Origin of the sequence: Achromobacter deleyi, from assembly GCF_902859705.1 — a bacterium.
Taxonomy (GTDB): Bacteria; Pseudomonadota; Gammaproteobacteria; order Burkholderiales; family Burkholderiaceae_B; genus Achromobacter; species Achromobacter deleyi.
Genome location: NZ_CADIJO010000007.1, coordinates 166,224 through 178,830 on the forward strand (window position 1 = coordinate 166,224; position 12,607 = coordinate 178,830).

General features: G+C 65.3%; 14 protein-coding genes and 1 riboswitch. Of the genes, 8 read left to right on the forward strand and 6 right to left on the reverse strand.

Going from position 1 to position 12,607, the window contains the following annotated elements; genetic code table 11:
- The first annotated feature begins 2 nt into the window (after positions 1-2).
- The 5 genes from HV798_RS12845 to HV798_RS12865 all read left to right on the forward strand — a co-directional run bounded on the left by HV798_RS12845 (position 3) and on the right by HV798_RS12865 (position 5,654).
- Complete coding sequence (locus HV798_RS12845) at positions 3-2,594, forward strand: fimbria/pilus outer membrane usher protein (RefSeq protein WP_175192775.1); 2,592 nt, start codon at positions 3-5, stop codon at positions 2,592-2,594.
- A 23-nt stretch (positions 2,595-2,617) separates the two neighbouring features.
- Positions 2,618-3,148 carry a fimbrial protein gene (locus HV798_RS12850; RefSeq protein WP_175192774.1) on the forward strand — a complete coding sequence of 177 codons (531 nt, stop codon included), beginning with the start codon at positions 2,618-2,620 and terminating at the stop codon, positions 3,146-3,148.
- 68 nt (positions 3,149-3,216) lie between these two features.
- Positions 3,217-3,999: a fimbrial protein gene (locus tag HV798_RS12855; protein WP_175192773.1), complete on the forward strand. Its 783-nt coding sequence runs from the start codon at positions 3,217-3,219 to the stop codon at positions 3,997-3,999.
- A 204-nt stretch (positions 4,000-4,203) separates the two neighbouring features.
- Positions 4,204-5,205, forward strand: a complete 1,002-nt coding sequence (gene kdgT / locus HV798_RS12860; RefSeq protein WP_175192772.1) for a 2-keto-3-deoxygluconate transporter — start codon at positions 4,204-4,206, stop codon at positions 5,203-5,205.
- A 44-nt stretch (positions 5,206-5,249) separates the two neighbouring features.
- The gene (locus HV798_RS12865; protein ID WP_175192771.1) at positions 5,250-5,654 is read left to right on the forward strand and encodes a hypothetical protein; all 405 of its coding nucleotides are present in this window, start codon (positions 5,250-5,252) and stop codon (positions 5,652-5,654) included.
- On the opposite strand, the gene mntP is transcribed toward HV798_RS12865, so the two are convergent.
- The 5 genes from mntP to HV798_RS12890 form a co-directional block, all read right to left on the reverse strand.
- A complete protein-coding gene (gene mntP / locus HV798_RS12870; protein WP_025138056.1) occupies positions 5,626-6,189 on the reverse strand; it encodes a manganese efflux pump MntP in 564 nt (187 codons plus the stop codon). The genes HV798_RS12865 and mntP overlap by 29 nt on opposite strands.
- Before the next feature lie 11 nt (positions 6,190-6,200).
- A riboswitch (yybP-ykoY riboswitch) is annotated at positions 6,201-6,370 on the reverse strand.
- A 56-nt stretch (positions 6,371-6,426) separates the two neighbouring features.
- Positions 6,427-6,798 (reverse strand): tRNA-binding protein, encoded by a 372-nt coding sequence (locus HV798_RS12875; protein WP_175192770.1) that lies wholly within the window; start codon positions 6,796-6,798, stop codon positions 6,427-6,429.
- Between the two features lie 10 nt (positions 6,799-6,808).
- The gene (locus tag HV798_RS12880; protein WP_175192769.1) at positions 6,809-8,470 is read right to left on the reverse strand and encodes a PQQ-binding-like beta-propeller repeat protein; all 1,662 of its coding nucleotides are present in this window, start codon (positions 8,468-8,470) and stop codon (positions 6,809-6,811) included.
- An 8-nt stretch (positions 8,471-8,478) separates the two neighbouring features.
- On the reverse strand, positions 8,479-9,099 hold the full coding sequence (locus HV798_RS12885; RefSeq protein WP_246288751.1) for a YiiX family permuted papain-like enzyme: 621 nt from the start codon (positions 9,097-9,099) through the stop codon (positions 8,479-8,481).
- A gap of 22 nt (positions 9,100-9,121) precedes the next feature.
- Complete coding sequence (locus HV798_RS12890) at positions 9,122-9,283, reverse strand: hypothetical protein (protein WP_175192768.1); 162 nt, start codon at positions 9,281-9,283, stop codon at positions 9,122-9,124.
- A 505-nt stretch (positions 9,284-9,788) separates the two neighbouring features.
- Here HV798_RS12890 and HV798_RS12895 point away from each other — a divergent pair.
- The 3 genes from HV798_RS12895 to HV798_RS12905 all read left to right on the forward strand — a co-directional run bounded on the left by HV798_RS12895 (position 9,789) and on the right by HV798_RS12905 (position 11,228).
- Positions 9,789-9,983: a hypothetical protein gene (locus tag HV798_RS12895; RefSeq protein WP_175192767.1), complete on the forward strand. Its 195-nt coding sequence runs from the start codon at positions 9,789-9,791 to the stop codon at positions 9,981-9,983.
- Between the two features lie 30 nt (positions 9,984-10,013).
- Positions 10,014-10,514 carry a GNAT family N-acetyltransferase gene (locus tag HV798_RS12900; protein ID WP_175192766.1) on the forward strand — a complete coding sequence of 167 codons (501 nt, stop codon included), beginning with the start codon at positions 10,014-10,016 and terminating at the stop codon, positions 10,512-10,514.
- Between the two features lie 81 nt (positions 10,515-10,595).
- The gene (locus HV798_RS12905; RefSeq protein WP_175192876.1) at positions 10,596-11,228 is read left to right on the forward strand and encodes an FMN-binding negative transcriptional regulator; all 633 of its coding nucleotides are present in this window, start codon (positions 10,596-10,598) and stop codon (positions 11,226-11,228) included.
- A gap of 70 nt (positions 11,229-11,298) precedes the next feature.
- Here the strand turns inward: HV798_RS12905 and HV798_RS12910 are convergent, their stop codons facing one another.
- A complete protein-coding gene (locus HV798_RS12910; protein ID WP_175192765.1) occupies positions 11,299-12,555 on the reverse strand; it encodes an MFS transporter in 1,257 nt (418 codons plus the stop codon).
- Positions 12,556-12,607: the final 52 nt, after the last annotated feature.

Here is a 12,607-nt window from a genome sequence, read left to right on the forward strand (position 1 = left end):
CCATGACTATGCGCTCCGTCGGTGCGGCGTTCGCCTGGGCGGGACGTTGGGCTCGTCGCGGCGGCTCGTTGTCAAAGTGGGTCGGGGTATCGCTATTGACGGTTCTGGTCGCGCCGACAGCATGCGCCGAGCCTGATCCCGCCGCGGGGGCGGCGGATTCGGACGACGTGCAATTCAATTCAGGATTTCTGGAGATCAATGGCGCGCAGTCAGCTGACCTGTCGCTGTTCAGCAAGGGTAATCGGGTGCTTCCCGGCAGGTACCGCGTGGATGTGCTGGTCAATCAGGTATTGGTGGGGCAAGAAGAGGTGCGCTTTGTCACGGCGGGACAGGGCGATGCAAAACCCTGCCTCACCCGTGGCCAACTGCTGGCCTGGAGACTGAATATCCAGGCTTTCCCTGCCATTGGCGCTGTTGCCGAACAGGACTGCGTTGATCTGGAGAAATCCATACCTGAATCATTGATCGATTACGACGCGGCGACGCAGATGCTGTCCATCAGTATTCCGCAGGCGGCAATGATCAATCTTGCGCGCGGCAGTGTTGCCAGGGAGCGCTGGGATAACGGCATCAATGCTGCGATTCTGAATTATCAATTGAACTATGCGAACAGCAGTCGAAGCGATTATTCGGGCACCTCGGCCGAGAGCACCTATTTCGGCTCGGTGCGTGGCGGCGTGAATCTGGGCGCCTGGCGGGTACGGCATTTTTCGACCTACAACCGGGACATGATGGGGGTCTCGACCTGGCGTGCGGTGCAAACGTATGCGCAGCGAGACATCGGCGCCATCCGTGGGAGTCTGCTGTTGGGCGACGGCACGTCGCCCAGCGATCTTTTCGACGGCATCCAGTTCCGCGGAGTTCAACTTTCTTCGGACGATCAGATGTTGCCGGACAGCCTGCAAGGCTATGCACCTGTCATTCGCGGTATCGCGCAATCCAATGCCAAGGTGGTGGTGCGCCAGAACGGCTACATCATCTACACCAAATACGTGGCTCCCGGTCCGTTTGCGATCGACGATCTATACCCCACGGCATCCAGCGGCGACCTGGAAGTGGTGGTAACCGAGGCAAACGGCCGCGAGACCCGTTTCATGCAGCCATTCTCGGCGGTGCCCACGTTGCTGCGTGAGGGCGTTTGGCGCTACAGCGCCACCTCCGGGAAATACCGGTCGGGCTTTACCCGCGCCAGCCAGCCGAGCTTCACGCAGGCCACGGTCGCGCGGGGGCTGCTCTATGGCTTTTCCTTGTATGGCGGCGTGATCGGCTCAAGTGTGTACCAGTCCGGGCTGGTGGGCGTGGGCAAGAACCTGGGCGACTTGGGCGCTGTGTCTTTCGATACCACCTGGGCGCGCGGCAAAGCGCAGGACAGCAGGTGGTCTGGCGGGCAATCGTTGCGTTTGCTGTATGCGAAGTCCTTCGCCGCAGTCGGCACGGATTTTCGCCTGCTCGGCTATCGCTATTCCACGTCGGGCTTTCGTACGTTTTCCGAGACCGCGGAGCCGGGTGCGCGCAGTGCGGATGGCATGCGTCATGACATGAACCGCCATGCCCGGCGCGGCCGCATCGAAGGCCAAGTCAGCCAGCAGCTGGGTGGGTGGGGCTATGCCTATGTGACTGCCAGGAACGAAACGTATTGGCAGGGCGGTGCCGCTGAGAGGACGCTGCAGCTTGGCTACAACACGGCCTACAAGCAGGTCGCGATCGGGGTGTATGTCAACTACACGCAAATGGGCGCCGAACCGTCGGACCGGCAATTCATGCTGACCTTGCAGATTCCCATCGGGTCGACCAAGGCGACGGCGCAATACAGCCTGACGACCGACTCGGACGGACGGTTGAATAACCAGGCCACCGTCTTCGGTTCCGCATGGGATGACAACCGGTTCTCGTATTCCGTGACGGGCGGGCAGTCCAACGACGGGGGCGGCCCGAATGGCAGCGCCTCGGCCAGTTATCAGGGGCGGGCGGCTCGGGTGGATGTCGGGCGCTCTCAAGGCCGCGGCTACGGACAGACCACGCTGGGCTTCCAGGGAGGGCTGGTGGCGCACGGCCGGGGCGTGACCTTGTCGCAGTATCTGGGCGAAACGGTGGCGTTGGTGGACGCGCCTGGCGCAGCGGGCGTAGGGGTGAATGGCTATACCGCGGTGCGCACCGATGCGGAGGGGCAGACAGTGGTGCCGTATGTGCAGCCTTACCGCAGCAATCGTGTTGCCCTGCAGACGGAAGACCTGGGCAACAGCGTGGATGTCACGAATGCCGCGGTTGAGGTGATACCGACGCGCGGCGCGGTGGTTAGGGCCAGCTACAACACCACGGTCGGCTATCGCGTCATGCTTGATATCCACGACGCGCACGGCAATGCGCCGCCATTCGGATCGTTGATCGACGATGCCAGCGGCAAGGAGGTCGGGGTGGTGGGGCAGGATGGCCAGGCCTTCATTTCAGGCGCTGCGGAACAAGGCGCGATTCACATACGTTGGGGTCAGGCCCAGGGAATGCAGTGCGACGCGCAATACGCGTTGAAGAAACCAATCGATGAAGGCGCGCGATTCCAGCGTGCTGATGCGATGTGCAGGTCCGCGATTGACTAATCATCTTCTTAAGGAAAAGCACCATGACCACAAACACCATCATTGGATCGCGCCCTTTCCAGGCGGCCGCCGCCGCGTGCGTATTGCTGGGTCTTTCAGTACCCGTTCACGCTGACGTGGTGACTGCGCGCTTCACTGGCAAGATCCAGGCCGCGTCATGCGCCATCCTGAATCCGATCATCAATGTGCCCATGGGTACGCATAACATCAGCGAATTCGCGTCGCCGATTGGTTCTACCGTTTCCGAGGTCAATTTCTCGCTGGGCATCCGTTGTCCCTCTACCGATGTCCAGGTGCTGGTAACGCCTTCGTCGACACACATCCTGGATGCAATCAACGGTGTGATCGGCGTCACGGGTGGCGCGACCGGCGTGGGTATCCAACTTCTCAATGACAAGAAGATGCCGGTGAAGCTGGGGGTCGTCGATGATCAGGGCAAAGCCCATGGCTTGACCTGGGATGTGCAGTATTACGCCCGCTATTACCGAACCGAAGTGAATATCGGCACGGGTGAGGCCAATGGTTCGGCCACATTCACCGTCACGTACCGATAGGCCTGGTGACTTTGCGCCGTCCGTCCGCGATGACAAGCCCAAAGTCTGCCGCCTGGTTGGCCTTGTGCGTGAGCGCTGTGACCATGTGCGGCGCGGGTTTTCCATTGCCGGGGTGGGCGGCCCCCTTCAGCTGCGGGGCGCAAACCGTCGGCGTGTCGGTGGCCCAGCAGACGCGAACCGCGGTGACTTTCTTGCTCTCGCAGGCAAGTTCGACGGACGGTGCGCAGCCGTGGGTCACGCTTTACACGGCTGACAACCGTATGCTGCGTTCGGTCAACGGCGCGGCGGTGCAGTGCCAGGTTCGTGGGGGCGGTTCCTGCACTGCGGTCTACCGCCCTGACGGTGCGATGCGTGGTCAGGTCTGGGCAGGCGCTTCGGTGCCGGTCAATACCGATCATCCTGCATCGCATTCGTGGTGCAGCGGGCCGGTAAATATCGACATCAACCCCACGCCGGCCGGGTGCCAGGCGACGGCAGGGGGGGACAGGACAATTTCGATCGGGCAGTTCACGGTTGGCCACTTTCGCAGCGTGGGCGCCACAACGCCTTCCAAGGTTTTCAACCTGGGACTGTCCTGCGTCGCCGGCACCAGCGTCGGCGTGACGGTGAGTAGTGACCGGGTGCTGGACGCCAGCCGCGGGCTGTTGGGGGTATCGGGAGGGGCCGCAGGGGTGGCGATCCAGCTGCTTGATGGGGCCAACAACGTGGTGCCGTTGGGCACGATGATCGACCATGGCAGCCAGGGGCCCGGTTGGGACCTGGTGTACAGCGCCAGGTACTACCAAGTGTCGTCCCATGTCACGCCGGGCGATGCCAACGGCATGGTCACGATCACGCTCCAGTACCGTTGATGAATTTTTAATTTCATTAATAAAAATAATTTTCATCAATAAAATAAATAACCGCCCGGTTTTTGATGAATGACTAGGTAATTACCCGTTGTCATAGGCCTGAATACGCCGGTTTCGGGCTTTCCCTATGGTATTTTTCAATGAAAATTGATTTCATTAGAAAAATAAAGGCGCGCGTCAGTCACGCGCCACAACGGAGACAACATGAAAATCAAGCGTTCGATCGAACGGATTCCCGGCGGCATGATGCTCGTACCGCTGCTGCTCGGGTCCGCGCTGCACACCTTCTGGCCCGATACCGGCAAGTATTTCGGCTCGTTCACCAACGGCCTGATCACCGGCGTCGTGCCCATCCTTGCCGTCTGGCTGTTCTGCCTGGGCGCGTCGATCAACCTGCGCGCCACCGGCACCGTGCTGCGCAAGTCAGGCGCGCTGATCGGCGCCAAGCTTGGCCTGGCGTGGGTGGTGGCCTTGCTGGCGTCGCACTGGCTGCCGGAAGGCGGCATCGCCACCGGCTTTTTCGCCGGCCTGTCGGTGCTGGCGCTGGTGGCCGCGCTGGACATGACCAACGCGGGCCTGTTCGCGTCTTTGATGGAGGAATACGGCACGCGCGAAGAGGCCGGCGCATCCGTCTTGATCGGCATGGAATCCGGTCCGCTGATGACCATGATCATCCTGGGCACCACGGGCTTGGCCGCGTTCGAGCCGCATCACCTGGTCGGCGTCGTGATTCCGTTCCTGATCGGCTTTGCGCTCGGCAACCTGGACGAAGACCTGCGCGATTTCTTCAGCCGCGGGCCACGCATGCTGATCCCGTTCTTCGCCTTTGCGCTGGGCAACACCATCAATCTGTCCGTCATCCTGGATACCGGCTTGCTGGGCATCGTGGTGGCGGTGGGCGTGATGCTGGCGTCGGGCGTGGCGCTGGTGATTTCCGACATCCTGATCGGCGGCGGCCGCGGCACGGCGGGTGTGGCCGCGTCCAGCACGGCAGGCGCCGCCGCGGCCACCCCCAGCCTGGTCGCCGCCGCCGCGCCGCAGTTCCAGCCGTGGGCGCCGGCAGCGACCGCCCTGGTCGCGGCATGCGTGGTCATCACCGCCTTGCTCGTGCCCATGCTGACCGCCTTCTGGGCGAAGCGCATCGCCCCGCGCGTGCGCCGGGGCAAGGCGCAAGCCGTGCCGGTGATGAGGGCCAGCGAGGTGTAGCGGGAGGGATCAGAGGGGCCGCGATTGAGTTCTAATGCCGGTGCATGAAACACGCTTCACTGGCCCTCGCCATCCGCCTCCTCTTCGCCGCCTGCCTGCTCATCGGCACGGCTAACCATCTCTATTCAGGCCTGCATTTCGGTTGGCTATGGGACTATGGCTACGGCGATGCCCCGTTGGGCAGTCGGCTGTTCTGGGCGGCGCTGACGGTGCTGGACCCTGTGGTGGCCGTGCTGGTGCTGCGCAAGCCCAGGGTCGGGATCGCCTGCGCGGCGATCCTGATCCTGATCGACGTCTTGCACAACAGCGTCTACGTCGCTGCGCATCATCAGTGGTTGGAAACCTTCTACCTGGGGCAGGTGGGATTCCTGCTGCTGATCGCCGTGCTTGGGCCATTCGCCTGGGCACATAGCCCAGGCATCAGGCCTTCAAGTGCTCGTACAGAATAGTGGCCCCGATCCCGATCAGCGCCAGTCCCCCCAGCACTTCCGCGCGCTTGCCGGCGACGTTGCCCACCAGGCGGCCGATCATGACGCCCAGGGTCACCATCAGCATGGTGGCCAGGCCGATGGCCAGCGCGGTGACGACGATGTTGTTGTCGATGAAGGCCAGGCTCACGCCCACCGCCATGGCGTCGATGCTGGTGGCAAAACCGGTGGCGGCCAGCAGCCAGAACGAATGGCGGCCGACGGGGGCGGCTTCTTCCTTGTCGGCGCCCAGGCCATTGCGGATCATCATCGCGCCCAGGATACAGAGCATGCCGAACGCAATCCAATGGTCCCAGTCCTGCACGAACTTCGCGGCCATGGAACCCAGGGCCCAGCCAATCACGGGTGTGATCGCTTCGATCACACCGAAGATCAGGCCGGTGCGCAGGGCTTCGGACAAGCGGGGTTTATGCAGCGCAGCGCCTTTGCCGACCGCGGCGGCGAAGGCGTCGGTGGACATGGCGAAGGCCAGGACGATCGTGGAAAGGGCATTCATGCGAGAGAAGCTCCGACCGGGCGAAACGCATAGACTTTTTCCCTATCGCCCGGTCAGAAGCTACGGAAAAGTCCATGGTCTCGCCAAACCGTATCGGTTGTCTGCGCCATGGCCAGGGGGGCCAAGAATGTTGACGCAAACGCTTCCGGACGGGGCCGGAAGAGGCTACTCCCCAAAGAGGAACGCCAGTTTACCAAAAGGCGCGTGGCACGGGTGTGACACGGCCGGGCGCCCGGCTCAGGTCAGCCGCGCTCCATTGGGCACGTTCAGTTCGGGCGTCACCAGCACGGTGTGATCGGCGTCGTCGGCCAGCCCCAGCACCAGCACTTCGGAACGCACCGGGCCCACCTGGCGCGGCGGGAAGTTCACGATGCCCAGCACACGCTTGCCCGGCAGGTCTTCCAAGGCGTAGCGGCCGGTGATCTGCGCCGAGCTTTTCTTCACGCCGACGCCGGCGCCGAAATCGATCGTCAGCTTGTAGGCCGGCTTGCGCGCTTCGGGAAACGGATCGGCAGCGATGATGGTGCCCACGCGGATGTCGACCTTCATGAAGTCATCGAAGCTGACGGTCGGGGCGGGCGGCGTATTGGGGTCTTGGGTGTAGTGCATGGCAGGAATTCTAAGCCAGGTCGATGCCGCCGCGCGTCACCGGCGCGGCCAGCAGGTCCTGCACGCCGACCACGGCGATGCGCCCGTCTATCGTGCCGATCGCCAGGCGGTCGTCGCGGGCGTCCAGGGCGTAGATGACGGTGGCGGCGCCTGCCATGCGGACCTTGGCATCGAGCCGCACGCCGCCTGTCAATGCGTCGATCAGCATCAGCCGGCCATCCAGGAATGCCGCGATCACCAGGCCGGCCGCGGCCAGGACAATGGTGGGCGACGCATGGGTGGCATGGCGCCATGCCAGCACGCCGCGCGCCAGGCTCTTGCGGTAGATGAAACCGCTGTATGTGTTGTCCACCGTGGGGCAATAGTGCTTGCCGGCGATGATGACGCCCGGGCCTTGCTCGTCGTCGACATACGCGCCGCGGCATTCCATTGCGTGGCTGGCGTGCGTGCCGTCGGGTGGCAGCAGCGGCCACAGGCGTTCGATGCGGCCGTCCGGGTGGACGATGCACAGGTGCTTGCCTTCGTGCGAGCTGGGCGGCGTGCCCTGCACGGCGAACAGGTGGGGGGCGCCGTTGATGCCGAGGTAGTGGTTGAAGCAGTCGTAATGGCCGATGTTCAGGCGTTGTTCCGTCGTCAGCGTGGCATCGAGCTGCACGTCATGGGCGAGCGGACGCGTCGGGCCCATGCGGTCCTGGCGTCCCAGCACGCGGCCGTCGCTGGCAATGGAAAACGTGTATTGGCCGGCGTAGTCGCGCAGCGCGACCAGGGCATCGCCCTGCAGCGCATACAGACGGGAATCGCGGCGGAACCGGTCGCCGGGATCGGGCGGGGCGATGGCATGCACGGTGATCGAGGCGGCGCGCAGGATTTCCGCGCCATGGCCACCGCCTTCGTGGCGGGCGATGAGGCGGCCGTCAGCAGCGTACAGATCCAGCAGGCAATCGTCGTGCGTGGCGACCAGCGTGTCGGCATCCCGCCACGCCAGGTCCCAGATCGCGCCGCGCAAACCCAGGTCGGGCACGGTCAGCCAATCTGCCAGGCGACGGGCGGCATCGACGTCGGGCGTGACGGCGCCGCCGCTCGTGGCGCTGGCAGGGTCCAGCGTCAGCGTCGCGGGCGACCGCAAGTGCCACGCGGCCTCCGAATCGTCCACCTGGATGGGGAACAACGTGTCCAGCACCTGGTTCCAGTCGCCGTCGGCGTCGTATTCCCGGTCGCCCCATTCTTCGTCCCACGGCCGGACCCACGCCACGACATGGCTGCCATCATCGCTGTAGCGGCAGCGCACCACTTCGGGCACGGCCACGTACGGGCGCCGGATTTTGCCGCTTTGCCAGTTCCAGAAGGCCAGGTCGCCTTCGAACAGATAGCCGCCGTCGTAGCTGCCCGCGCCGATCACGACGACGGGCTCGGTGGGGTGAAACGCCACGTCGTTGACCGGCAGGCGCAGCGCGTCGTACACCGCGAAGGGCGTCGTCTCGCCAAGCCGGTACAGGCCGACGCGATAGCGCAACGCGGCGCCGCCATAGGCAGCCCGCGCGCGCGGATTGGCCAGCAACGGAAATACCGAGGCCACCGCGGCAATGTCATTGGCAGGGCTGAAAAAGACGCCGGTGATCTTGCCTGCGCCGCGCAGGGCCGGGTTCATGAACGGGATCGGCATCGCGTCCATGGCCGGATTCAGGGCGAGCGCAGCAGCGGCGAATCGAACATCGCGGCGGGCGAGATGATCGGTTCTTCCCAGGGGATGGCGTCGCCGTAGCGTTCCCGCATCTTCGCGCGCACGGCGGGCGCGCTCAGGTCGAAGGTCTTGAGCGGCTGCAGTGCGCCGATTTCGACGCCGAGCGCGCGCTGGTAGATCTTCCAGACCAGTTCCGAGCAATAGATCCTGTCGTCCGACCAACCGAACGCCGCGTCATAAGGCTTGCCCGTATACGTGGCGCCGATGGCGGCCAGGCGGTCGCGCCGTTGCGGCGTCAGTTGCGTGTCATCGCGCAGGCGCTTGACCACATAGGCGCCGCGTTCGCCCTGTGCGGCCCAGGCCGCCAGCGGCGTGTAGCGCACCGTGGCCGCGGCTTCCAGCACATAGGGGCGGCCTTGCCGAAGCACGATCATGCCCATGTGGCTGTAGGGCGAATGCGTGGCCTGCTGCACCGCCAGGCTTTGCGCGGAACGAGATTGCTGGAACACCAGGTCGCCCGTCTGGACGTCGGGGGCGGCAACGGCAGTCAGGGATGCAGCGCAGAGCGCGGCCGCGGCGGTACGGGCAAGCCAGCTGATGGCGAAGGAGCGCATGGGCATGTGGGCGGCGTTCAGCCGCGCATCATGGCTTGGCCGCGGCGGTGGCGGTTTTCTTGCTGCGCGGTTTGGCCACGGGCGCTTTTTCAGCGACGGGCGCGTCGAACTCCTGTTTGTTGCGTTCGCCCCGCGGGGTGTTTTCCGGATGGGGCTTGGGAAAGGCCCAGGGCTTGGTCTTCTGATCCATTGCTAGTACTCCTTGCACAGGCGGAACAGTAGCATTTGCCGCGGCCGTGGGTAAGTGAGGGTTGACGTCAATATTCATCACATCGTGATATGAGGAAACGGGGGTTCGCGGCGGCTGGCGGCGGGCCTTGAAAGGCGGCAGCAAGGTTGGCGCGGGCGCCGGCGGCAACGCCATCCGGCCAAACCGCCCCATGGCCGGCCATGCGGACCGGCTTTCTATGACCGCGGCGGTGGCGGCGGGTTCAATCGGCGGCGGCGCGCTGGGTGATTTCTTGCGCGAGACCGCAGCAGGCCGCGAGGCCGCGGCGCGCAATTCTACCTTGGCTGCGAAAGGCGATGCGTCCGATACTGGCGATGACACGTCTTGTCCTGCCGCGGCGCCTGATGCGTTTCCACCCGGTAGCCATCCGAAAACCCGAGCATCTCATCCTTCCGCGTCACCGCTTGCATCAGCCGCACCCGCCTGGGCAGGACTACGATGGGGCCGTGCACATAGGGAGGAAACTATGGACACGACCAAAGAGTGGTACGCCGCCGTCAAGGAATGGCAGCGCGCGCGGGACGAGCTCACCGCCGCCGTCGCCGCGATCAAGTGGCCCAATCCCACGCCGGGATGCCTGGACACCTACGACCGCGCCTACGAACAGGAAACGTCTGCGCGCGAGCGCATGAACCACGCCTACGAGCGCGTCCGACGATAAGCCCCGCGAGCAGTTGCTACACTGCCGCGCATGACGCAACCCTCATCCCCCCTGACGATCCGGCCGGCGCGCGCAGCCGATGCCGCCGCCCTCGAGGACGTGCTGACGCGCACCTATGAAGGCACCTGGCAGCCGCAGATGACGCCGGAAAAATACCGGCATTTCCTCGACTCGGGCAAGATTCCGCAATACGTCGCCGAGCGCGGTGCGCGGTTCTACGTGTGCGAGGTCGACGGCCGCGTGGCGGGCATGGTCGACTGGGAAAAGAACTTCATCTGGGCGCTGCACGTGCATCCGGACCTGCAACGGCGCGGCGTGGGCGCGGCGCTGCTGGCGCTGGCCGAAGACGGCATGCGCGCGGCCGGCTTCGCCGACGCCCGCCTGGAAACCGACACGTTCAACACCCAGAGCCGCGCGTTCTACCGCAAGCACGGCTACGCTGAAATCGACACCTATCCCGACGAGGAATGGGACAGCGGTTTCACCACGGTGCTGCTGGTGAAGGCATTGGCCGGTATTGTGGCCCCATGAATCGGGGGTTATATGGCTCTGGCTATGGAGCCAGGCTGGCGCTATCGTGTGTTTTTCCCCGACACGACGCCTATTGCCGCCATGTACCTGCCGTCCGCTTTCCGTGAAGATTCGCTCGAGGTCCAGCACGATTTCATCCGCGCCCATCCGCTGGGCGTGCTGACGACCAGCGGGGAGGGGGGGCTGATGGCCAACCACATTCCCTGTCTGCTCTACCCCGAAGGGCCGCACGGCGTGCTGCGCCTGCACATGGCGCGCGCCAATGCGCAATGGAAGGAACTGGCCGCGGGGGCACAATGCCTGGTGGTGTTCCATGGCGCACAGGCCTACATCACGCCGTCCTGGTACGCCACCAAGGCCGAGACGCACAAAGTCGTGCCCACCTGGAATTTCGTTGCCGTGCACGTCTGGGGCACGCCGGTGATCCACGACGATCCCACCTGGGTGCGCGCGCAGATCGGCGCGTTGACGGACGCCCAGGAAAAAGCCCGGGTGCAGCCCTGGCGGGTCGAAGATGCGCCCGAAGATTTCATCGCCGCGCAGATGCGCGCCATCGTCGGCGTCGAAATCGCCATCACGCGCATCGAAGGTAAATGGAAAGTCAGCCAGAACCGTACGCCCGCCGACCGCCAGGGTGTGGCCACGGGCCTGGCCGCCGAACAGGGCGATGCCGTCATGGCAGGCCTGGTGGCGCGCCGCGGCGGCCTGGACTGAATCGCCCGCAGCCGGGCTGGGGCTCGCTGAATCTGGCTCCGCCCGCGCCGGCTGCGTGATGCCATGGCGGTCAGGCCATGGCGGGCACGGGCCGCCGCGCCGACGCCCCGCAGCCCCACGCCAGGCAGGCGATCGCCGCGGCCTGCACGCAGGCCGCCAAGGCCAGGAACCAGAACATCGACGTGCCTGCGTCCTGTGAAGCCGACCGCAGCACGCCGAACGCGGCCGGCGCGAAGGCGTAGGCGCCTTGCGACAATGCCACGATCAGCGGCACCACCCGCAACGCATCTTCGCGCGCGAATTCCGTCTGGGCGATCAGCGGCGGCAGCGACGTCGCGTTGCCGATTCCCGCGCCGAACAGCATCACGCCCACCCATACCGCCCACATATGGTCGGCGGCCAGCATCAGCACCAGCGATCCCGCAATCTGCACGCCAAACGACACGCAAGCCACCTTGCGGCGATCTGCGGTGGGCGGCATCAACCAGCCGACCAGGCTGCGCCCGGCAATGGCGCTGGCGGTGGCCAGCCCCATCGCGATGCCTGCGGTCTGCGCGCCCAGCAGCGGCGCCAACAGCGACAGCAGGTGCGCGATCAGGCCGATCTGCGCGAACAGCCCCAGCGCCATGCCGGCGCCCAGCGTCAGGAAGGCGCGGTCGCGCCACAGCCGGGGCACGCGGGCCAGCGTGTTGACCGCCGCTTGCACGGGTGCGTCCGCCGCGGCGCCGTCAGGCAATTGTCCGAGCTGCTGCGGCGTGACGGAAAACACCTTGCGGGCCAGCACCGCGATCACCAGCACCATCGCCACGCCGACCCATAGCGCCGCCTGCGCAAAGCCGTAACCCGCGATCAGGAATACCCACAGCGGTGAAAACACAATGCCGCCCACGCTGGCGCCGTTGTAGGCCATGCCCAGCGCGGCAGGGCGGCGCCGCACGAACCACGGCGCGATGAGGGCATTGACTGCCGCCGCGCCCAAGGTCACCCAGCCCATGCCCGACAGCAGGGCGGCTGCGTACAGCTGCCACGGCGCGTCCGCCCGCGCCCAGCCGGACACGCCCAGCGCCAGCGACACGGCGCCCGTCAGCGTCACCGTCGGCAGGCCCCAGCGCCGGTACAGCCGCGGCAGGTTGGCCACCACCACGGTGCCGCACAGAAAATGCAGCGTCACCGCGGCCGACACCAGCGCCACGCTCCAGCCGGTGCGCTGCACCACGGCATGCAGGAAGACAGGCGGCCCGTAAAAGCCCACGCCCCAGCCGAAGATGGCCAGCGTGAAGGTGGCATACAGGACGTTCCAACCGAAAAAACGCGGGGCGTTGCGCATGATGGGGGCCGGCGGCGCCGGCTGTCTTGTTGAGATGACTCGCAGTATGCTT

Bases quoted from the DNA above. Each gene is read 5' to 3' on its own strand.
- HV798_RS12845 (WP_175192775.1), top strand. From the start codon at position 3: ATGACTATGCGCTCCGTCGGTGCGGCGTTCGCCTGGGCGGGACGTTGG.
- HV798_RS12850 (WP_175192774.1), top strand. From the start codon at position 2,618: ATGACCACAAACACCATCATTGGATCGCGCCCTTTCCAGGCGGCCGCC.
- kdgT (WP_175192772.1), top strand. From the start codon at position 4,204: ATGAAAATCAAGCGTTCGATCGAACGGATTCCCGGCGGCATGATGCTC.
- HV798_RS12865 (WP_175192771.1), top strand. From the start codon at position 5,250: ATGAAACACGCTTCACTGGCCCTCGCCATCCGCCTCCTCTTCGCCGCC.
- mntP (WP_025138056.1), bottom strand. From the start codon at position 6,189: ATGAATGCCCTTTCCACGATCGTCCTGGCCTTCGCCATGTCCACCGAC.
- HV798_RS12875 (WP_175192770.1), bottom strand. From the start codon at position 6,798: ATGCACTACACCCAAGACCCCAATACGCCGCCCGCCCCGACCGTCAGC.
- HV798_RS12880 (WP_175192769.1), bottom strand. From the start codon at position 8,470: ATGGACGCGATGCCGATCCCGTTCATGAACCCGGCCCTGCGCGGCGCA.
- HV798_RS12885 (WP_246288751.1), bottom strand. From the start codon at position 9,099: ATGCCCATGCGCTCCTTCGCCATCAGCTGGCTTGCCCGTACCGCCGCG.
- HV798_RS12890 (WP_175192768.1), bottom strand. From the start codon at position 9,283: ATGGATCAGAAGACCAAGCCCTGGGCCTTTCCCAAGCCCCATCCGGAA.
- HV798_RS12895 (WP_175192767.1), top strand. From the start codon at position 9,789: ATGGACACGACCAAAGAGTGGTACGCCGCCGTCAAGGAATGGCAGCGC.
- HV798_RS12900 (WP_175192766.1), top strand. From the start codon at position 10,014: ATGACGCAACCCTCATCCCCCCTGACGATCCGGCCGGCGCGCGCAGCC.
- HV798_RS12905 (WP_175192876.1), top strand. From the start codon at position 10,596: ATGTACCTGCCGTCCGCTTTCCGTGAAGATTCGCTCGAGGTCCAGCAC.
- HV798_RS12910 (WP_175192765.1), bottom strand. From the start codon at position 12,555: ATGCGCAACGCCCCGCGTTTTTTCGGTTGGAACGTCCTGTATGCCACC.